We start from the raw sequence: 20,750 nt of genomic DNA, 5'->3' as shown, positions 1-20,750 counted from the left end.
GCGCGATTGGAGCCAAGTTGGCGGCGCCGGACCGAGTTGTCCTCAGCCTGGTGGGCGACGGCGGATTTGGTCAGAACCCATCGATGTTGGCCACCGCCGTTGAGTTGGATCTGGGGATTATCTGGCTGGTGATGAACAACAATGCTTTCGGCACAATCGCAGGCCTGCAGAAAGCGCACTACGGGTTAACCTACGGCACCACGTTCCCAGGCACACCGGACGCGCCAACAAATGGGCCCGGCTACGCTGAAATTGCACGAGCCTATGGTGCCGAAGGGATCCGGGTCACCTCCGCAAGCGAGCTGTTGTCGGCACTGGAAGCGGCAATTGCCAGCGGCAAGCCCACAGTTTTGGATGTCCCAATGATCAACAACCCCACGCCAACTACCGGACACTGGAACATCTTGGACATCTACTCGCCAGACAAGAATGTATCGCATGTTTCGACGTAGTCTATATGTGCGCTAATTTTTTCAATTGGCGCACATCAAACAATGAAATGATGCCTAGAGGATACAAACTACCTCAATACTCTCGCTTGTTTTTGCCTAAAAAGGGCTGCCGCATTGAGCAAACAAGAATGAGTACATGGTCCTTTTCGCTGGGCAAAGCAGCCATCGCAAGGCGCGCATAGCGGCCATTCATATCTGTAACGGCAATGGCAGCGGAGTCCGCACCTTCCCCGTTCGATGCAGATCAAGTGTACGGCAGCGGCGTCCGGCCCGGTCATTGGCGCATCAGGCAGCAAAGGCTCCAGGAGAGCCCAACCCGGTCATCGACAAATCGTGCTGCGTGTGCACGCGGCGAACGCATTGCCACACTTGCACAGTCGGTGTCTCTTCAAGTGTGGCATGAAACGCGGCCACTCGAACACAGCGCAGCGGGGATCACTTTTGGTACAGACTGTCACGTGCCTGCAGTGCGCCTAAGTCTGACAAGCCTCAATAGATGACATAACTTTTGACCCAGCCCGAGCTTACCCCGCAACGCCGAAAGGCACCATAAAACCCCTTGCCAGGCAGCAAATCCACACCTCAAAATGGAATGAGTTGTTTACTAGCTTTGGAAAGGTTCGGTATGGCATTGATCAGTAAGCAATTTTGGCAATGGAAAGAACACACGCGCAAGAGTATGACAAGAGCTACTCAGCAGCGCGAACCCGGCGAAACCGCTTTGATCAGGGGGCGAGCAACTTACTACCAATTAGATGAAAAATCTGAGCTGCCCTTGCTGATATGCATACATGGCTGGACCACCGCAAGCTATGTATGGGAGCCTTTGCGCCCTCGCCTGCAACACAAAGGCTATCGCGTATTGACGTATGATCTGTTTGGGCGCGGGTTCTCTGACCGTCCGACTGCGGATCACACAGCTGAGTTCTTTGTCCGGCAATTGAATGACTTGCTCGAACACCTCAAACTCAATGATCAGCCTTTCAGCGTTGTGGGCTATTCGATGGGGGGCGCAATTGCCGCGCGATTTGCCTCGGAACGACTGCACCAGATCGAACGTCTGCTTTTGATTGCACCGGCAGGCATGAAAGTACGCTCTGAGTGGATGAGGAAAGTCTTGCGTAAGAATCCACGCCTGCTTTCTCCTCACGTTCTGGCACTTTTACCGCCGGTCCTGCGGCGCACGTTCAGAAAGGAAGCTGCTCCTTATCAGCATGATCCCTTGGTGAGAAAAGTCGTGGCGTGCCAACTACGCGAATTGGAGTATCGCGGTTACCTGCCATCACTCTTGTCATCACTGAACGGTGTGTTGTCATCGAAAATGGAGAAAGAGCACCGGACTATCGCCCGATCCGGAATTCCGATACGCGCAATTTTTGCCGAGAACGACACAACAATACCCAGCAAAGACGCGCGACGGCTTTTCGATCGGTGGCATGGGCCTGGCAAAAGCACGATCATCGCAGACGCAGGTCATGGTGTGCCTTACACCCATCGCAAAGCAGTAATGACCGCGGCTCAGGGATTTCTGTAAACCTGTTGGCGCCGGATGGCGCTCCGCGAACCGGTGTGCGGAGTTGGGGGTGGCGACGTTCAGCACCTCATAGTTGGTAGAGTCTGATGCATGGTTGTAAACGGAAGAGAGCCTTATCCCGTCATGTTATGATCGTTGCTCAATGAGGGAGCATCAAACCCCGATATCTTGGCGAAACCAATGATTGTCACAAATCATCGGGAAGCACGTGGCAGGGCGCGGTAACGTGGCCAGGATTATCGATCTCCACCTATTCGCCATGACCATGCCATTGTCCCCGAGCCCGGCTTTACAGCAGAGGCATCGCCTTGCATGTGGCATTGCGGGCAAAGCGGGCGGCATTGGGCAGGGACCACAAGTCCAGTAGCGCTTGCCGGATCTGGTGCGCCTTTGCGTTCAGCCCTTCAGCTTGCTCTAGGCGCTCCACAATCCGTGACACGCGGGTGCCTTGGTTGGCAATGTAGCGCACCTGGCGCTCCGGATCGTCCCGCCGATCCTTGGCAATCCGCCGCCCTTCGGTATCCAGAACGAACCCATTCTTGTCAGTGTCTGGTATCGCCTTGTGGTGTAAGGCCACGACCTCCCAGCGGGAGTTTAGGACCGGCGCCCCGGAACTGCCTTTTTCGGTATCGCTGGAGTACCAGCAGAACGGGTCCGTCGCATCTGTGCCTTCGGCTTCGCGGTCTTCTACGAACCGGAATACGCTGTCATGCACCACCACTTTCTTCGCTTCTCCACGCGGGTGGTGGATAACGTTGACCGGCTCACCGATCACGATCTTCCCGGTCTTGCGTAGCAGAGGCAACCAACCGAAATCACGCAGCGGCGGCGCCGAGTCGTACTCCTTCAGCGATACGAAACACATGTCGAGATCCCCGTCTGCAAACACCAAACCGTCGGGGTCGGCGGTATAGGTCTCGCTGTTGCGCGGCTGGCCGATTGTGTTGTCATCGAACAGGAACTCGAAAGACACTTGCTTGGCCTGCGTCGGTCCGGAAATAACGTGATGGTTGGTTAGAACGACCCCCTCGCCTACCAAGAACCCGGTTCCGACCTCAACTCCTCGGACGATCTTGCACACAGCCCGCGCTGCCAAAACACCGTGGTCGAGAAACTCGGCGCCTAGGATATTGTCCCGCGGACCGACATACCCCTGCAGTCCAAAAGCTGGGCCAGCCTTCATGTGGGAAACCGACGTCCCCGCTGCGTGGCCGGCTTCCCACTGCGCGGCCTCTAGCAGGCGGGTGGTGGTCTCTGCCTCCCAGCCACGTCCGGCCGCAATCCGTTTCTGGGCCTTTTCGAAACGGGGACGCACCTCCTCGAAACGCGCCATGACCTCTAACAGATTGGGCGGCCCGAGATCTTCGGGTCGCAATGACATACTTTTCCCAATACAACTTAAATTAGACTATATTAATTTGATTACCGACCAATCGCTAAGCAAACAAGCCTTTATTGGAGACCGCCTTATGGAACCGATTACTTTTGAGGACTATGTTAACCTTTCTGCTGACCTCACGAACCGGGAAAAATTCCGTGCCTATTCCACCGTGATTTCGGGGGAAGGCGGGTTCGATTTCCAGATCGTGCCAAACCCCGATCTCGTCATCATGACCGAGGAACAGGTTGACCTCGAAGACGCAATGCAGATCGGCAATGACACTGAGCGTGCCGCCCGCAAGGTGGCCTTTCTCCTTGACCGCGGGTTCAACCCTGATCGGCCAGTGGTGGTCTCCGAAGGTGACAGCTGGTTCCAGTTCCCGGTACTGATTGACGACGTCATTGACCATCTGAACCCGCACTACGCCATTCTGTCGCTTGGCGCGGCCGGGGACACCACTGAGAACATGGTGCGGGGTAACTCGGCAACGCGAAAAAAGGAATACCTTTTCACGCTGAAAAGGTACAAGAACCGGGTGCGTGCCTTTCTTTTCTCCGGGGCCGGGAACGATTTTCTTGGCCAGGACGCACAGAAGAAACCCTCCCTTCTCGGGATACTGCGTGAATACAATGGAAATCCTGACGACATTGAAGGCCACATCAACCAGGACGAACTAAAGAAACGGATCGAGCAGATCCGCAGCGACTATCAGACGGTGATCAACGACATCCGCGGCATTCCCGAATTGGAGGAATTGCCGATCCTGTTCCACGGATACGACTACGCATTTCCATACCCATGGGGCACCAATGACAAGCGCAATCCTCGTTATCTCAAGTCCCGCGACCAATGGTTGGGCAGCGCTTTCAAGGAACGGAACTTCCCGACCAGCACCGTACCGGAGATCAAGCTGCGTCGGGCGATAATTATGGTGCTGGTCAACCGGCTCTATGACCTGCTGGAGGAACTCGCGGACGCCGAAGCCCATGTGTACGTGGTTGATTGTCGTGATACCCTGCTCACAGTTAATGACTGGAACGACGAGATTCACGGCACCTCTCGCGGCTTTGCCCGGATCGCCAGCCGGTTCAAAGATGTCCTCGACAAGGTGATCTGATCCCAACCGCCGCAGTTCGTTCGCTCCCGAAAGCCTCCAACGCAGGTTCGCGTAGTACCGGTGTGCAGCGCCACGAGGCGGCCGAGTGAAGGGGGGCTTTGCAGGAGAGTGTGAAATCCTAGGCTAAGCGAAAGCTGCCGTTCGTTTATCACGCGGCGGATTCAACGAGAGAGCCCAACCCGGCCATCGATTTTCTCGCTGCGCGCGCACGCAGCACAAGAATTGCTGCAGGTGCCCGGTTCGCCGTGCCGCAGTGCGGCTGCAAACTCGGCCATTTGAACATCGCACAGCGAGAGTATTAAGGGCAACTCACAGGTCCGGGACTTTGCCGACTTTCGCCGAATCTGCCCCAACGACGGCTTTGGATAAAGGTGCCCAGTCATAAACGGTCATTTTCGCCAAGGCCGAAAACCTATGAGTTTTGATCACGCTCTTCGCCCTTTGTTCGATCGATAGCAACTAGAAGAAGATCCCTGTGGTACTCGTTCATTTCGTCCAGCCACGACCAAAATCACTTTCGACGTGCGCAACGCCACGCCCTTTTTCATTGACGGCCCGATCCATGTTCTGAACAATTTCATTCAGCCTTACCCAATCAACGCGTGATCCAGGGGAATATTCTTCCGGGAGTTCCGGAAATTGAGGTCCGAGGTCAATCCTTGATATCAATGCGGTTTTTGCTGCACTTTGATCTTTGGGCGGGGACCCAAAGAGTTCGTGGAGGTGTGTAACTGCAAGCTCCACTATCTTCAGCAAAACTTCTGAGGCAGCAACTGCAAGGGCAGCTCCCTCCAAGCGATTTTTCCCGATCTCTGCATTTGCACGGTTCGAGGGTGTGTGCTGCCAACAGAATCCGAGCGAGCCGCTTGAGGCAGCACGGCTGCATCGAACTCCGCTCTTCGTCACCATTCTGCATTGCTCGTCGCTCATGCCAGTACTCTAACGAATGAGCGCGGCGAAGCGAAGGCTTTCATCAAAAGGCGACTGGTCAGAACCCTAATGACAGAATTCCATTGGCAAAAACGGTCGTTTATGGCGTGGCCACAAACCCTTGGCACAATCTTCTTTTTGAACGACGCTGCTACGCTATTGATTGGTGTTATCACATCTTCCGGCTACTGCTTTCTCGACGGAAAAAACAATTCGAGGGATACATCGCCTGTACCGTAATCTAATGTACTTTCAGTCGAAACTGGCTCGACCGTTGACAAGGTTCTGTTGACGACGAAGGAACTTTGGCCACCAGCTATCCATGCTCGAAATTGCATGTCTTCCGAAACAACTAGTACGGGTCTGTCGCTGAGGTTGGAAACCTGAAACTGGTACTCATAGAAGCCACGCTCCCCACCAGCTACCAGCCTTACGCATGACTCGACTTGGAGGTGTACAGACGATTTTCTAACTTCATGAGATCTTCGTAGGTCGGGATGAGCGTCACCGCAATCTATACGTCTTTCTACCAATGAAGGAGCACCCGCAACCGGGAGAGATGGCCCTTCGCCCTGTTGTCGGCGGTCAAGGAAACCTTGAATTTCAGCTCGCCGCCCCTCATCAAAGATCAAACGCGCATCTACAGCAAATCTGAGATTCTCAGCCGCCTGATCTGGGTCACCCGATCGAATTGCTTCTAGAATAAGCGTTTGATCACCCTTAAGCCGCTCGACTTCGGATGTAGCTTTGCCATTAAGGTAGGCGACATAGGCATTGCCTCCCGCGGCTACCGCAGCCGCCAGTATTGCGATGGCAAACGGACTTCGGAACAGTTGCCTGCTCTTTTGTTCGTCAATTTTGAGGTGTTCAGCTTTGTTTTGTTGTTCGAGAAGATTCGCTTGGACTTCAAGTTCTCTAGCGGAAATCTCACGCTCCCGCAGCCTCACTTCATCAGCCCATTTTGCTCTTTCAAAATCAGAAATTTGCTGTTCGTCGTCTGACAAGACTGAATCCCCTCACACCTACCTGCATCAAACGGATGAAAGTCGTGAAGAACAAGCGTTTTTGGGAGATTTTGTCTTTGCCATGAGATGTTCGGTTGGGGCTGTTTGTCAAAAACGGTCGTTTTTGTCACTGGCGGTGATCCTTTCACAAGCATTGAAAAATTTTGCGTCACAAACCCTTGGCGAAGCTCGATTTGATTTTGTCACGTTTTTGTCCTCAGACAGAAGAGCGGACATTGGTGCACGGTGCGGCATTCGTCGCATTGGGCTCGAAGCGGTCGATTGCACTTGCAGCAACGGCTCTATCCGTAGGCGTTCTGAACGTTGCAGTTGGCGAGGATGTTACAAACCTACTGCCAGCGCGGTGCTGGTGAATGGGCTTGGAGGGAGGATCGGAGGGCAAATCATGCCAAGAGTCCAACTTCCCGCAACAACCCCGAAACGCAGAGCCTGGAACAAAGGGCGGATCATCGGTCAAAAACGGCCTTTACTACCCAAACAAGTCTGGGCGATCCGGACAAGGCTCGAACTGGCGGGTTATCTGCGTGATCTGGCTTTGTTCAACGTCGCTATCGACAGTAAGTTGCGCGGCTGTGATCTTGTCAGATTGGCCGTTTCTGACCTTGTAAAAGACGATCGCGTCCGAGAGCGCGTTTCGGTGATCCAGAGCAAGACTAGGCGGCCGGTGCAATTTGAATTGACTGAAAACACACGCGATACCGTCCTGGCGTGGGTCAAATCGCCCGAGATGTTTGCCTGCCGGTTTATGTTTCCGAGCCGGTTCCATGACCGGCCGCACATCTCCACCCGCCAGTATGGTCGGCTTGTCCGCGATTGGGTGACGGCAATAGGCCTTGAACCAAGTGGTTACGGCACGCATTCGCTTCGCCGTACAAAGGCTGCGGAGATTTACCGCAAGACAGGAAACCTCCGCGCGGTCCAACTGCTGCTTGGTCACACAAAGGTCGACAGTACATTGCGCTACCTTGGCGTCGAACTCGAAGATGCCCTGAGTATCGCTGAGCGTACCGATATCTGAGCAATCTTGGTGAACGGTCCTGCCGTTCGCCATTTCAATGCGCGTGCCGGTCCCTCATGCGGCGTTGTTCGGTGCCGAGCCCATACCGTGAATTCGTAATTTTCGCTGTATTTGCAGGCAGTGCAGAATTTACTGCAACCGCGCAAATCCCGACCCTGCTGTGCGGAGGTAAACCAGCCGTTGGCCTCCAGCAATTTAAGGGTTGGTAGCGAAATAAATCCGACAATAGCGATTCTGGGAATTATACGCATCACACGCGCGGCTTCAGAGGTGAAACTCTGGCAAATGACAGCACGCTCTTCTGTGAATTCTGCGGAGAGCGTTTCAAATTCAAACTGCATTTGGAGGCTCATTGCATATGTGTAAACAAAGCCTCCATAAGCCCTGTTTCCTGCATTTGTCGTCCTTGATGATCCAATAGGCCACAGGACGAAGAGGCTTGAGTATACTCAAGCGAAGGCGTCCCAAATCGTTCCTGTACCTCCTCATTTTCACCCATGTTTGAGAAATCGAGCTCAGGGTTTTCTGAAAGAAAACGAGCATATTCGGTTTGCAGCAGAGTATATTCTGCAAGCTTATCAAGGGCGCCGGTTTCGGCCATTGTGTCGTAGACACACCCCGCAAACTCTTTGGTCTGCGCATCCCAATCATCATAAGGTGGAAGCATATCCTCAAATGCTGGATCAAGCCGCGTAAACATAACAGCGAGGTCGGGCCAAGCAGTTTCGTGGATGGTTTCCATTTCCGCCAAGAAATCTGCTTTGGACAGGCCGACAAACTCACTGATTGATGCTGGCTGGCTCACACTGGCCGTTGGCAGCAGCAGAGTTGTCAAAAAGGGGAGGGTTGTTACGATTTTCATCTCTCGTTTACTCGCTTTTTCATAGCTTGATTGGTTCGCGCTCTAGTTTCCATGATCCATAGCTCCGAGTAGATTACCGACCTCAGCACCCAACTCAGCACTGGCGCACTCAAAGCTGATCGGCACGATTAGCATCATTGTGGCGCGGTGTTTGCCAAGAAATTGGTTGGCCTCATCAGATGACAAACTGCGTTTTTCTGTGAGCAAATACTCCATCGGATCCTGTGCACCAGCCTCGCCAGAGGCTTCTATTTCGGTCAGTTCAGTAATCAAATGAAACGTCTCGTCGTCGAACCGGCTGGCGTAGGCGTCAGCTTGGCAATCGCAAATAGCCATCTCTTCGGCCTCACCGCCGGTCATGAAGCCACAGGCCTGCAAGAAGCGTTCCTTAGGACTTCTATTGCCATCAAACGAGATGAATTGAGGGTCTTGGACAGCACGACAGCTTTGCTCTGCGTGGATCACAAGTTGAGATGTCGCCGGGATTGCATCCACCATCAGGCTGCGGTCCATTTCCTGCAATCTGGACGTAAATACAAGTGGATCCATACGCGGCTGACCAACCATAAGCGCCGCCATTTGTGCGGCATCGTCACTCAGACCAAGCTCGGTTGCCTTTGCAAAAAACGCTTCTTGGGCGCAGATACATGCCGTGCCCTCGTAACCTTGATCTTGGCAAAAATAGTCTAACGAGGATCTATAGGTGTCCGCCAAAACCGGCGTTGCCAATACCCCGCCAAAAAATGCGATAAACACGTTTCTTAAGGTCATTTTCGCTTCCATCTCTGATAAGTATGTCCTGTTTCTAGCTGCGACACCGCGCGCGAGCGTTTCATTTTCGCTCTGCGCAGGCGGCCAAAGTGGCCTCGTTCACATGATCCAGCTGCAACCACATCTGACGACCGACCTGCAGACGATCATCGCGCGCAACGATCCCGCCAAAGAGCGTGAGGTTCTGCCCACAGGTGAGGCTGAGTTTTCGTTTGGCCCCGTCTGGGAGGTGCAGTTCGCCTTCATATCTATTGTCGCCACCATGCTGCCGGGCGAGCAGGATTTTCTGCCCCTGCGCAGCAAGCGTCAAAGATGCCCCGCAGCTTTCTGAGCTCACTGTTGCGCGGGCTACCTCTTTGGTGCCAATGGGCATGACATGGCTGATTGAGGTCCCAACGACCTGTCCTATAAACATTGTATATGTCCCGACACAAAGGTGCTGGGCGATGCGGTCTGTGTCTTCATCGTCCTCAACGATGAGGGGCAAGGCGGGTGCTGTCACGACAAATGGCTCAAAAACTGTGATGGCCAATGCAGGGGCATCAATTGTCAATGGCCCCTCCACCGCCAGCACCAGATCGGGCGCATTGATCTCAAGCGGCCCTTCCACCGCCAGAACCAAAGGCGGAGCGTCGATCTCAAGCGGGCCCTCTACGGCAAGGACCAAAGGCGGGGCTTGAATTTCCAACGGCCCCTCAACTGAGATGATGAGAGTGGGTGCCGAGACAGCAAAGGGGATAGCCGGTACTTCGATCTCACCATTGGTATCAGTTTCTGGCTGCGCGCCAAGGCTGTCATTCGCGCCGCCCGCTCCGGTCAATCCCACGGATACCAAGGCCGCCACCGCGAGTGTTCTGGGCAACAAGGCGAGCATATTGCGCAGGCTCACAAACAGGCTTCAAGTTTCGGGGGCAGCTGCATACGGTAGTCTGGCATGAGAACCGTGGCAAAAATATTGCCGCAGCTGCCAGGACCTGCGGGTGCGCTCGGATAGCCCGATTTATCACTACGCGATGTGCGTTCGATATCTCCAGGTTTCAACTGTTCCGCAGGAATGACCGCTCCTCTTTGTAGCTTACAATTGATGTCAATGGCGTATGTACCCTCAAAGCGAGTATGGATATCCGCGCCCAATTCAGAAGGAACAAATTCGAAAGTCGTTAGAAATGTTCCGTCATCAGCGTTTGGCGCAAATGTCGCGCCCGGCGCGCTAATCTGTGCAGTCCATTCGGCTTGATAAGCTGAATCATCCCAGACATAGCTTAAGCAATACAACCAAATGCCATCTGTAACCTTGGAAAGGTCGCCGTCAACACGGACAGGAATGCTGAGACGAATTGCCCGTTCAGCCCAGGCCGGTGAGACGAAGGCGGTCAGGCCAATGAGTGCGCTTGTGGCGCCATTTTTTAGGATGTTTTGCATTTTACGTTCCTTCATTCGGATCATAGGGCGCACAGTTTGCGTGATCAGGCCCGGACATGTCCTCACAGCTGAGCAAGCTTTCTTCGGCAATTTTTTCATTCATGCAGCCTGAGAGCAGAGCTGAAAGGACAACCAACGCAACCGCGTTTGGGCGCATCACTGATCTTCTTCGATAGTGATTTGAGTGGTGGCGATGCGGACATTTTCCCCCGCCAGGAAATAGTGGATGTCGTAAATGCCAGCCTCGTCCGGCAGGATCAGTTTGGCAGGGCCACCATTTCGCAGGCGGAAAGTATGCCGCCCCTTCGATTTGCCGCCGTCACCTACAGGAACGATGCCGATAAAATCATTGCGGTTTTCGGGGCCTGTAAAATCGACAACTATTGTGTCGCCTGCAGTGCCCACAGCAGGTGCAGTAAGCGTTGCCTGCGGCATTGTGACAGTGATCGGCACTTCAGCCAAAACTTTCTGATCTTGGCTGAGCGCATAGGTGATCACATAGTCCCCAGCGTCTGTCGGAATGTCGAGCAATGCGGGTGAAGGCTTGTTGTTCAGCATCACGTTCTTCTTGGAGCGCTCACCAGAAAAACCGATGCCAATCCGATCCGTTCGATAGCCCGGTCCTGTCCATGCAACCTCTATTGTGCTGCCCGCAACAATCACATCAGGCAGCGAAAGCGTCACGGGGATCTCAACAATGTCGATAGGTGCTGTTGCAAGGATGCCCTGTCCCGAGACGCGCTGCAGGGCAATTTCATATCGACCGACACCAGCAGGCATTTCCAGGTCAAGCGGTGCGGCTCCAGAGATGATTGTTCCGTTGATCTTGCGGCCCTGTTCATCACGCACGATGAGTTCGTAGCCTGTTGTACCCGCATCATACCCCGACCAGCTCACGGGGATGACTTCGCCAATATTGGCCTGTTTCTGCGCGTCGATACGGATATCAACTTCGGGCTCCGGCGTTGTCTCTGGAACCTTTGCGGCCACGGCTCCCAACGCAGTCGACAGACTGTCGGCATCGGTCGCGCTCAGATATTGGCCTCCCGTTTCAGCCGCAATGCAGGCGAGTTGCGCATCTGCCTCTGGGTCTTTGATATCAAAACCGATCACATGGGCTGTAAAATCGACCCCGCTTTCTGCCAGCGCAGAGGCAACCGCACAAACATCAGGCGCGCAGGTTTCAATTCCATCAGAGATCAAAATCACCGTGGCTTTGTCTTCTACGTGGCGCATCGAAGTCGCAGCCTGAGCTATAGCTGCGGCCATAGGTGTTTTGCCTTTCGGTGAAATGCGAGCCACCTGAGCAGCGATGTCGCCGACGGTATCTGGCCCAGTTTCCGCCAATACCTCGATGTCAGCGCAATCTCCTTTGCGGCGGTGGCCATAAGCCATTAGCCCTAGATTACGCCCGGTATCCAAATCACTCAGAAGGGTGTCGATTGTGCCTTGGGCAATCGTAATCTTTGCTGTGCCTTCAATTTGCCCCCACATCGATCCAGAGGCGTCAAGCACCAGCATTGTCTTTTCTTGTGCGAACAGCGGAGTTGCGAGGAAGCTCGCAACCAAAGCTGGTTCAACGAAGCGTTTCATCTGCATGGAACGGTCCTAGCTATTATAAAGATACAGGGTAGAGGACGCGTCACTAGGAGCCATGTCATCCCAAGACGTCACAATCATCACTCCACTCCTCTCGCCAAAAGCTTTGAGCGCAACTGTGGAAAGCCTCTCTTTTTGCAGAACGCTGACTTTGCCGCCTTTTTTGACTTTTGAGATTTCCAATCCATCAAAGACCGCAGCCTTTGGCAGAAACATTTCACCTGGGAAAAACATCTCGCCCGGAAATACGACCTTCTCGACGTGCGGAGAGCTGAAGAGCGCGGCCACTTTCCCGCTTGTTACTCGGACAAAATGGAACTGTGGTCTTGCGATTTCATGGCTTGGAGTAATCTCAAGGTTTTCGGCCAAAAACATGCGAATTTTGGCACCATAAAACCCGACCAAATTATCTGCGAGACGCAGATCAACCACAGCCGTACGTTCAGCCCACGCCACATGTGGTATCAACAGAAAGGCGCCTGAACCTAAAAGAATATCACGACGTGTGACATGTTCCCTGAGGGCGCTTTTGAATTTGTTCATCAACAGTACTCAAAACGATTTTGCTTCACGCACCATCCCTTGGCGAGCTTGTTGTTGGCAATATATCGAAATTGATATATCAATTTTGAGCTATGGATCGGACAATTCTTGAATGTGCTTACAGCATCGAAACAGCCAAAACTCCTGATGTTGCCTGGGCGCGCATGCTGGACACTCTTTCGCGCTTTAAGCTCGACAAAGTCATCTATGCGACAAGAGACGATGGCAGCCCGCCCCATTGGAACGTCAGGTCAAGCTTGCCCAATTCATGGCCGCGTGAATTAGCAAAAGACCCTGAATTCATTGAACCATTCGTCACCTTTTGCTGTGCAACTTTTGAGCCAACAAAGGTCGGAGCTGAATATCTGGACCTGAACGATCACTATATTGATGAGTACACACGCGAATATATTCAAACCACAACCGAATTTGACTGGCACGCAGGCATTGGAATTCCAACCGCTTTGAAAGGATCAGGCAGGCACGGCGGGTTCATCTTGGGTAACGCCATGATGCGATACGATTTTGAAAGAAGCGTAATGCCCTTGGTTGATGACCTCCGGACACTTTGCCTTGTTGCGAACGCACGGTTTGAGACGTGGAGAAAGGGGGAAATCCACCAAGATGTGGTGCGCCCGTTGAGCCCCCGAGAAATACAGACGCTGGAAATGTTATCGAGAGGACTGCGCCCAAAGCAAATCGCGGACGAGCTTGGCCTAAAAGAGTCCTCTGTTCGTCTATATACGAAAAATGCACGAAGTAAGCTCGGCGCATCTAACAACAATGAGGCCGTGAGATTGTTTATTGATCGGCAGCATAAATAGCTGAGGTTTTACAATCGGTTTGAAGATCAAATCGCATGGATGACTAGAGCGGTTACAGAGCATCGCAGAAGAAGTGATTCCGTTCTGGTTCATTTTTTGTTTTGTATTTGACAAGTCATTCCGTTTCTACTTGTTGGACTGTACTGCGTTGAGTGTTAGGTTTTGGTTCAACGCAGATTAACACTAGCTAATAGCGCGCAATCGCGCCCCTTGCTGCAACGACAAGATAGCGGTGCCGCCCATGCTTGTATCTCGGGTGAGAATTTCTGTGTTAACGCAGCGACTATTTTGTTCGCGCCGAGGCGTCAGATCAGATTGCCGCGAACGACTGCAATGACGATATGCGCCGTACTGTAATAAAAGACCTGCCGCATGCGCGAAGGGATGCCGCGTTAGCAAAATTTGCACTCGCAAAAGTCTGCTTTGGTCCGCGACTTGTGAATTGCCCAACTCATCCTCGCCGCACGGCGCCCGAATGACTGGTTTTCCCGCCCCGTAGCAGCGCCCGCAATCGCGCAGATGCAGCGATTTTCTTGCTGCGAGCGCGCGCAGCAAGAAAATGTAATGACTGCCATGGGCTCATTTAGGACTTTCGCTGCAGATTGGCCCATCTACAGCACCGCGGACTTTCCGGTCATTTGGTTTTCGTGCTTTGCTGACGCAGCATCGCTTCGCGTGTGCGGCGCGCCTATCGCTGCCACGCGGCAAATTTCAAGGAAACGGACATTCGCAAGCATGAAGTTAACGTGAACCGAGGCCGTGATTTCGCCGCAAATCTACGGGACAACTCACATGCGGACAAAGCCGTTATTCAGCTGCTTGTGATCAATGTCCGCAAGCCGAATGCAGGGCCATTTTTCAGCCCCGCGCTTTTTTCATCGGTCACTCTGGTTTTACAGTGTAGTCGAGATCAACTGCCTCAGGCCCTCTTGCTGGTCCGATCAACTGGCGCATCTGATCGCGGAACCGCTCCACCATAGGGCGCTTTAGCAGCCAACGATGGAAATCGCCCGGTGACGTGTTGTGCTGCTGAACCGATCCGTAGTCTCCAGGCGCTGCGATATCCATACGCACCGGAAACTGAAGCCATGTGCCTTGCATTTCTTCGGACAGCATCCAGTTCAAGTAGAGCTTCGCCGCCGCTTTGTTTTTAGCTTGCGTCGGTATTCCCGCGGTTTGGAACCAGGTCAGAAAATAGTCTTCTTCCGGGAACAGGAATTCGGTGTTCAGCCCGGGAAAGTTCTCGAATGCCCAGAAGGTTGTGAAACTTGCCGCGTACCAACCGTTGTTGACAGCATGATAGGGCATTGCAGTGCCCCGCGTCCAAACGGGTTCCTGTGCGACCAGCTTTTCCAGATAGTCCCACCCATAGGCTTCTTTTAGGTTCCAAAACTGGTAAAGCACTGCGTCATCATCATGCGGATAGGTCAGGATGATTTGGCCTTTGAGGCTGGGGTCTAGGTAGTCCAAAGCGTCGCGGGGCGGGTTTTCGGGGTCGACCAAATCTAAGTTGACGTAGTTGCTGAATGTCACGCCATAAAGGCCGGTCCACCTACCATGCGGGTCTTTATGATCCGGGAACACCTTGTCCCAGTTTGCAGGTTTATAAGCGTCCAAGAGCCCACGCTCCATATAATAGTTGAAGTCATGCAGGGTCTGGAACTGGATGACATCTGGAATGTTCTTTTCACCCCCAGAGGAACGGGCGTTGTCGAAACGAGGCGCGTGATTGATGCTCACATCCACACTATGTGTCACGTCAAGCTTTGGGAAACGCGCCTTCAATTGATCCAGATAATAGTCGATCTGGCCGGGCTCGTCGCCACCAGCACGTAGGACGAACTCCCCGCCTTCGGCCAGCGCGGCTGCATAAAGCTCATCCAGAGAGCGCGTTTCGATCTCATCAGCATGTAGTGCCATTGCAAAAGTGCTGGTCACCAAGCACGCGACACCAAGCATTGTTTGATAGGTGAGGACTCCCTTCATGGGGTGGTCTCCTTTCTCGGGTTCAGTGGAAGGTCATCGGCAACGGGACAGTCTAGGACAGGACTGACCATCCCTTGCTGACTGCGGGCCGTGCGCCGAAGCGAGTCACGTAATCCATGACCCGCGGCATTTGGTTGAAGCCAGTGATTTCTTCGGCCTTGTAAAAGCGTGGAATGGTCTGCAGCCAAGGGCCGAGCGCGATGTCCGCAATCGAATAATCCCCGGCAATCCACTCACGATCCGTGAGCCGACGATCAATGACGCCGAGAAGCCGTTGCACTTCGGTCAAGAAGCGGTCATGCGGCCGGGGGTCTTCAATATCCTTTCCACCGAAGGCGTGGAAAAAGCCAAACTGGCTGAACATTGGACCGACGCTGGCAATCTGAAACGTCAGCCAGCTGAGGATCTCGTATCGCTGTGCTAGACTCGATCCAATTAGATCTCCTGATTTGGCTGCCAAATACTCCAAAATGACAGCGCTTTCGAACAAGCCTATCGCCTCTCCATCCGGCCCTGTAGGGTCAACGATGGCAGGGATTTTGTTGTTTGGGCTAAGGGACAAAAACTCCGGGCTTTTTACATTCTCATCATTCAAGGGGATGAGGTGCACCTCATATGGAAGGCTAAGTTCTTCTAGCGCGATGGAGATTTTGACCCCGTTCGGCGTACCGAAGGAATAAAGCTGAATTTGGTCCGGTTGATAGGGCGGCCATTTGCCTGTGATCGGGAATTTGGCCTGCCAAGTCGAAATAGATTGCATGACACGTCCTTGGAAAGTTCTTTCCCAATTACTTGACGCAGACCTACGCGGGGAACATTGGCAACCTGCGCAAACCAGATTTGCAAAATGGCACAGATGACTGCCCAGTCGCTACGAGATGCCCAAAACCTCGTCTGTGATGTGCTTGGTCGCAAAGTCGTAAAACGCATTTACTCGCGCGCTCCGCCGCACATCTGGGTGGGCTAAAAGCCAGAGACGCCAGCCAGCGCTATCATCAGGCTCATCCACACGTACGAGAGTTTCATGTTTCTCTCCGAGATAGCAGGGCATAGCAGCGATACCGAAGCCCGCGTTCACCATGTCAAACACGCTCATCATCGTATTGAGCACAGTTGATTTGGCCTCTTGGTGTTTGCGGCGTAGAGTGATTTTACTCATCGGGGATTGGTTCAGGTCGTCCCCTAGCATGATCCAGTGATAGTATTCAGGGCCATCATCCTGAACAGCTTGCCAATAGTCACGGTGCGCGTAGGTGGCAAAAGACAGACTGAATAAGTCCCGCCCAATCCAGTGCTCAGGAGGATTATTTGTTGGCCGAAGCGCGATATCCGCATCTCTTTGCATCAAGTCCAATGCTTGAACATCTGAAAGAAGCCGCAGCTCGACATCTGGGTATGTATGCCGAAACTGGGCAAAAATGGGCGCAAGGCAATGGAGGAGGGAGTCTGTTGTTGTGACGGTCAACGGACCTTCCAGCCGTAAGTCTTGCCCGCCCAACTCCCGTTCAAGCTCATCCATTCCTTCGCAAAGCAAAATGGCCCGCTCATAGAAGCGTTCTCCTGCTGGGGTCATGATGTACCCGCGTGCGAGACGCTCAAACAGGCGCACGCCCAAGCGCGCTTCCACCGCCTCAATTCGCCTGAAAACCGTTGAGTGATTTACCCTAAGCATACGTGCAGCGCCAGCGAGGCTGCCTGCTTCACAAACAGACAAAAGATAGGGCATGTCAGCCCATTCTAGGTTTTGGTCCGCACGAGACCTCTGTGCTTTCATGCAAGGCTCACTTGCAAAAATCCAACATTTCATTGCTAGAGTAGACGCTTACATATGCTTCAAGCAACAGTATGGAGCAAACAATGCTGTCCTCACTCAACCTCCCTGACCGCCAAGGGCCAGCGCCAAAGACACTTGGGCAGCTCCCTCATTCTCAACTCACCCAGCATGGGCCAGACGATATTGTTGACGCACTGCATGCCTGGTGCTTTGCGCTGCCAAACATCAGTAACGAGAACAGCAGGATATCCGTTCCTGGATCGCGTGCGTTGATTTTGGAGGATGGCGTTGCTGGCAACCACGCGGCATTCATGATCGGACGCGAATTTGCCCACATCCACCCTAAGCCGGACAATGGCAGCATGCATTTGGTTCTGCCGACAGAAGATGTGGCTGAAATCAAGAGGACTGGTTGGGGTGAAGACCACTACCTCGTGAGTCAAGGACAATGGCCGGTAGGGCTAGTAATGATCTTTTCACCGCGTGACGAAAACGAGTTGTCCACTGTCAAACAGATCGTCGGAAGATCATATGAGTTTGCCACTGGCACGCAAGCTCCCGTGTGACTTTAATGGATTACTGTGATCCAAAGTTTCATCTGCTGACACGTATTAATGTATCCCCAGAAACACTACTGGGGATGCTACCTGCACGCCGAAGTGAATGGGCCAAAACGCCTCTTTTCCTCGGCTGGCCTGCTCAGTTTCAAAGGGTTCACGCAACCATGACGGAAGCAAGTGCCCGCCTTGTAAACGGCCTCGAAGTTCTTCTCGATGAGCCGGAAGGTAGCGTTCAGGACCTTTTGGGGATCTCGGGTATGAACCATCTTGGCATGGAGTTGATTGACAGAGTCTCGCATCATCACGCCTACGAGGACGAAACGGTTCTCCCGCGTTTCTTGTCCCTGTTTCCCGAAAAGACAACATCAGTTGGTCTGCTAGAAAACGACCACGACGTCTTAGAAGGCGTGCTTACCAAGTCCCGAAAGACGTTTCAGGCCCTTCGCCCTGATGCCAGTAGCAAAGAGGCAATTGATGCGGCTCTGAAGCAAGCGACCGAACTAAAGCGGATCCTGCATCGACACACCCATGATGAGGAAGACTTGCTCATCCCACCGATGCTGCACGCGAATGTTCATCTTTGACGAAAGTCACGTTCACCGACATTCATGTGGCGTGCAGCATTGCGCACAATGGGCTCCACACCGACCAATGCCGCGCACGGGACAGACACCCGCTTCGGAATGGCGAACGGCAGGGCTCGTTCGCCAAGGTAGTTCAGATATCGATACTCTCAGCGATGCTTAGGGCATCTTCAAGTTCGACTCCAAGGTAGCGAACAGTGCTATCGACCTTAGTATGGCCGAGCAGCAATTGGACCGCGCGGAGGTTGCCCGTCTTTCGATAAATCTCCGCGGCTTTTGTTCGCCGAAGTGAATGGGTTCCATACCCATTCGGTTCAAGGCCAATTGCCGTCACCCAGTCGCGCACAAGCCGTCCATACTGACGGGTTGAGATATGTGGGCGGTCGTGGAACCTGCTTGGGAACATGAACCGACACGCAAACATCTCAGGTGCTTTGACCCAGGCCAAGACGGTTTCACGCGTGTTTTCCGTCAGTTCAAACTGAACCGGTCGCTTGGTTTTGCTCTGGATGACCGATACACGTTCCCGGACGCGGTCATCTTTGACGAGGTCGGAAACGGCCAGTTTGACCAGATCACAGCCACGCAGCTTGCTGTCGATGGCGACGTTAAATAAAGCCAGATCGCGCAGATAGCCCGCCAATTCGAGCCGTGCCCGGATTGCCCAGACCTGTTTCGGCAACAGCGGCCTCTTCTGACCGATGATGCGTCCTTTGTTCCAAGCCTTGCGCTTTGGAGTGACTGCGGGAAGTTGGACTCTTGGCATGATATGCCCTCCGATCCTCCCTCCACACCCAATCGTCAGCACCGCGCTGACGGGACGATTCTACAGTCTGAAGCGATGACCGGTGTCAGAGACACACGATGTCGGTAGTTGCCGCGCAAGCATTGGGCAGCTCAGAGCCCTCACCGGACCTGTCAGAATTCTGCTGCACAAGCAAAGTGGAAGGATCTGTCTGAACAGACATCAAAATCTAATCTGCAGCGCAGCGCAAAACTCGGCCATTCGCGCATAACTCAGCGAAGATTAAGACCAAATTCACAGGGTGCGCAACAAAGCCGGTCTGCATAGGGCGTTCCAGTGGATTCGACGTGTAATGTAATGCGCCGCGATCAAAAGACGGTTTTAATCAGCGCTAAGCGCTTTTTCGATGATGGTCGCGAACCAGGCGGCTCCGACAGGCAGGATCGAGTCGTTGAAATCATAGCGAGGGCTGTGCAAAGGCGCAGTTTCCTCCCCTTCCTTCGCGGTGCCTATGCGGGCAAAACATCCAGGACGGGCCTGGGCCATAAATGCGAAATCCTCGCCGCCCATTGCCGGGGGGCGGTTTCTTACCAACTTACCTTCTCCGACAATTACGGCGGCGGCGTCTGCACCGATCCGGGTCGGACCATCTGCGTTGATGACCGCGGGATATCCGCGCCGATAATCAACTGTTGCCTCTGCGCCTACCGTTGCCGCTGCGCTCGTTGCGACCTCGAAGACCAAGGCTTCGATTTCGCTCTGAACTTCAGGCTTGAGGGTGCGGACTGTACCGGCCAACTCCGCTACTTCGGGGATCACGTTACCCGTTGTGCCCGCATGAAATTGCGTCACTGAAACCACCCCATTTTCCAAAGGATCAATACGGCGCGAAAGGATTGTTTGCAGCGACAAAGCAACCTGCGCTCCGGCAATCAGCGGGTCTACGGTGTGATGCGGGCGCGCAGCGTGTCCACCCTTGCCCTTGACCTTGATCGAAAATCGATCAGAGGCGGCCATTGTCGGGCCTTTGACCACGCTCATTACCCCTTCGGGCAACAATGGATCGTTGTGCTGGCCGAACACCATATCGGCGGTGAACTTTTCGAACAGACCGGCGTCGATCAAGCTTTTGGCCCCGGCAAGTCCCTCTTCGGCGGGTTGAAAGATCGCGTGAACGGTGCCCGAGAAGCGCCGCGTCTGCGAAAGGTATTTCATCGCACCCAAAAGCGTCGCGGTATGCCCGTCATGACCGCAGCCATGCATAACGCCCGGTACGGTCGAAACCCACGGCGCGTCGCCCTGATCTTCCATCGGTAGCGCGTCCATATCAGCGCGCAAAGCAATCGCGCCGTTGCCATCACCCGCTTGCAGGGTGGCGACAATGCCGGTTTCAGTTAAACGTTCAAAGGGAATTCCCCATTCCGTCAGGTGCTGTGCAACGAAGTCTGAGGTTTTGAACTCTTGATATCCTAGCTCTGGGTGCGCATGCAGATGCCTGCGCCAACCCGTCATTTCGCTGGCAAGGTCGGCAATTTCGGAAGGAATGGCCATAAGAATACCTCAAATCTTCAAAGGTGCCCGTCCTCTGTGCGCGTGACTGCAGAGGGCGGTATTGGCGGTTGG

At 53.6% G+C, this 20,750-nt stretch carries 21 protein-coding genes; 7 read left to right on the top strand and 14 right to left on the bottom strand.

Features of this window, described 5'->3' with window-relative positions; genetic code table 11:
- Positions 1-5: 5 nt before the first annotated feature.
- Entirely contained in the window at positions 6-452 is a 447-nt protein-coding gene (locus J7399_RS21020) for a thiamine pyrophosphate-dependent enzyme (RefSeq protein ID WP_348539487.1), read from the top strand.
- 625 nt (positions 453-1,077) lie between these two features.
- Positions 1,078-1,986, top strand: a complete 909-nt coding sequence (locus J7399_RS19610; protein WP_209089202.1) for an alpha/beta hydrolase — start codon at positions 1,078-1,080, stop codon at positions 1,984-1,986.
- A 289-nt stretch (positions 1,987-2,275) separates the two neighbouring features.
- Here J7399_RS19610 and J7399_RS19605 read toward each other — a convergent pair whose 3' ends face one another.
- Positions 2,276-3,301, bottom strand: a complete 1,026-nt coding sequence (locus J7399_RS19605) for a serine protease (protein ID WP_209089199.1) — start codon at positions 3,299-3,301, stop codon at positions 2,276-2,278.
- A 154-nt stretch (positions 3,302-3,455) separates the two neighbouring features.
- On the opposite strand from J7399_RS19605, the gene J7399_RS19600 reads away from it, so the two are divergent.
- Positions 3,456-4,484, top strand: a complete 1,029-nt coding sequence (locus J7399_RS19600) for a hypothetical protein (RefSeq protein ID WP_209089196.1) — start codon at positions 3,456-3,458, stop codon at positions 4,482-4,484.
- 486 nt (positions 4,485-4,970) lie between these two features.
- Here the strand turns inward: J7399_RS19600 and J7399_RS19595 are convergent, their stop codons facing one another.
- Together J7399_RS19595 and J7399_RS19590 are read right to left on the bottom strand one after the other, a co-directional pair.
- Positions 4,971-5,414, bottom strand: a complete 444-nt coding sequence (locus tag J7399_RS19595; RefSeq protein WP_209089193.1) for a hypothetical protein — start codon at positions 5,412-5,414, stop codon at positions 4,971-4,973.
- Positions 5,415-5,599: 185 nt separating this feature from the next.
- A complete protein-coding gene (locus tag J7399_RS19590; protein WP_209089190.1) occupies positions 5,600-6,418 on the bottom strand; it encodes a hypothetical protein in 819 nt (272 codons plus the stop codon).
- A gap of 406 nt (positions 6,419-6,824) precedes the next feature.
- On the opposite strand from J7399_RS19590, the gene J7399_RS19585 reads away from it, so the two are divergent.
- Entirely contained in the window at positions 6,825-7,457 is a 633-nt protein-coding gene (locus tag J7399_RS19585; RefSeq protein WP_209089281.1) for a tyrosine-type recombinase/integrase, read from the top strand.
- Between the two features lie 349 nt (positions 7,458-7,806).
- Here J7399_RS19585 and J7399_RS19580 read toward each other — a convergent pair whose 3' ends face one another.
- From J7399_RS19580 to J7399_RS19555, 6 genes are read right to left on the bottom strand one after another with little or no spacing between them, the layout of a single operon-like run.
- Positions 7,807-8,319, bottom strand: coding sequence for a hypothetical protein (locus tag J7399_RS19580; RefSeq protein WP_209089186.1), 513 nt, complete (start codon positions 8,317-8,319; stop codon positions 7,807-7,809).
- Positions 8,320-8,361: 42 nt separating this feature from the next.
- Positions 8,362-9,102 (bottom strand): hypothetical protein, encoded by a 741-nt coding sequence (locus tag J7399_RS19575; protein ID WP_209089183.1) that lies wholly within the window; start codon positions 9,100-9,102, stop codon positions 8,362-8,364.
- Between the two features lie 49 nt (positions 9,103-9,151).
- The gene (locus tag J7399_RS19570; RefSeq protein WP_209089180.1) at positions 9,152-9,979 is read right to left on the bottom strand and encodes a hypothetical protein; all 828 of its coding nucleotides are present in this window, start codon (positions 9,977-9,979) and stop codon (positions 9,152-9,154) included.
- On the bottom strand, positions 9,976-10,611 hold the full coding sequence (locus tag J7399_RS19565; protein WP_209089177.1) for a hypothetical protein: 636 nt from the start codon (positions 10,609-10,611) through the stop codon (positions 9,976-9,978). The genes J7399_RS19570 and J7399_RS19565 overlap by 4 nt, the downstream gene beginning before the upstream one ends.
- Positions 10,612-10,668: 57 nt before the next feature.
- Entirely contained in the window at positions 10,669-12,111 is a 1,443-nt protein-coding gene (locus J7399_RS19560) for a VWA domain-containing protein (protein ID WP_209089174.1), read from the bottom strand.
- A 9-nt stretch (positions 12,112-12,120) separates the two neighbouring features.
- Positions 12,121-12,654, bottom strand: coding sequence for a hypothetical protein (locus tag J7399_RS19555; protein ID WP_209089157.1), 534 nt, complete (start codon positions 12,652-12,654; stop codon positions 12,121-12,123).
- Between the two features lie 92 nt (positions 12,655-12,746).
- On the opposite strand from J7399_RS19555, the gene J7399_RS19550 reads away from it, so the two are divergent.
- Positions 12,747-13,478 carry a LuxR family transcriptional regulator gene (locus J7399_RS19550; RefSeq protein ID WP_209089154.1) on the top strand — a complete coding sequence of 244 codons (732 nt, stop codon included), beginning with the start codon at positions 12,747-12,749 and terminating at the stop codon, positions 13,476-13,478.
- An 882-nt stretch (positions 13,479-14,360) separates the two neighbouring features.
- Here J7399_RS19550 and J7399_RS19545 read toward each other — a convergent pair.
- The 3 genes from J7399_RS19545 to J7399_RS19535 all read right to left on the bottom strand — a co-directional run bounded on the left by J7399_RS19545 (position 14,361) and on the right by J7399_RS19535 (position 17,190).
- A complete protein-coding gene (locus J7399_RS19545; RefSeq protein WP_247742983.1) occupies positions 14,361-15,464 on the bottom strand; it encodes an extracellular solute-binding protein in 1,104 nt (367 codons plus the stop codon).
- Between the two features lie 52 nt (positions 15,465-15,516).
- Positions 15,517-16,224 (bottom strand): glutathione S-transferase N-terminal domain-containing protein, encoded by a 708-nt coding sequence (locus tag J7399_RS19540; protein WP_209089151.1) that lies wholly within the window; start codon positions 16,222-16,224, stop codon positions 15,517-15,519.
- 111 nt (positions 16,225-16,335) lie between these two features.
- Entirely contained in the window at positions 16,336-17,190 is an 855-nt protein-coding gene (locus J7399_RS19535; protein ID WP_209089148.1) for a LysR family transcriptional regulator, read from the bottom strand.
- A gap of 131 nt (positions 17,191-17,321) precedes the next feature.
- On the opposite strand from J7399_RS19535, the gene J7399_RS19530 reads away from it, so the two are divergent.
- Positions 17,322-17,804, top strand: coding sequence for a luciferase family protein (locus tag J7399_RS19530; RefSeq protein ID WP_209089145.1), 483 nt, complete (start codon positions 17,322-17,324; stop codon positions 17,802-17,804).
- Positions 17,805-17,809: 5 nt separating this feature from the next.
- Positions 17,810-18,382: a hemerythrin domain-containing protein gene (locus J7399_RS19525; protein WP_209089142.1), complete on the top strand. Its 573-nt coding sequence runs from the start codon at positions 17,810-17,812 to the stop codon at positions 18,380-18,382.
- A gap of 133 nt (positions 18,383-18,515) precedes the next feature.
- Here the strand turns inward: J7399_RS19525 and J7399_RS19520 are convergent, their stop codons facing one another.
- Positions 18,516-19,148, bottom strand: coding sequence for a tyrosine-type recombinase/integrase (locus J7399_RS19520; protein WP_209089140.1), 633 nt, complete (start codon positions 19,146-19,148; stop codon positions 18,516-18,518).
- A gap of 360 nt (positions 19,149-19,508) precedes the next feature.
- Positions 19,509-20,678, bottom strand: coding sequence for a M20 aminoacylase family protein (locus J7399_RS19515; protein ID WP_209089137.1), 1,170 nt, complete (start codon positions 20,676-20,678; stop codon positions 19,509-19,511).
- Positions 20,679-20,750 lie beyond the last annotated feature (72 nt).

Source organism: Shimia sp. R9_1 (genome assembly GCF_017743775.1).
Lineage (GTDB): Bacteria > Pseudomonadota > Alphaproteobacteria > Rhodobacterales > Rhodobacteraceae > Shimia.
Note: the sequence above shows the minus strand (reverse complement) of the source record. Positions and strands in the feature narration are given on the sequence as shown.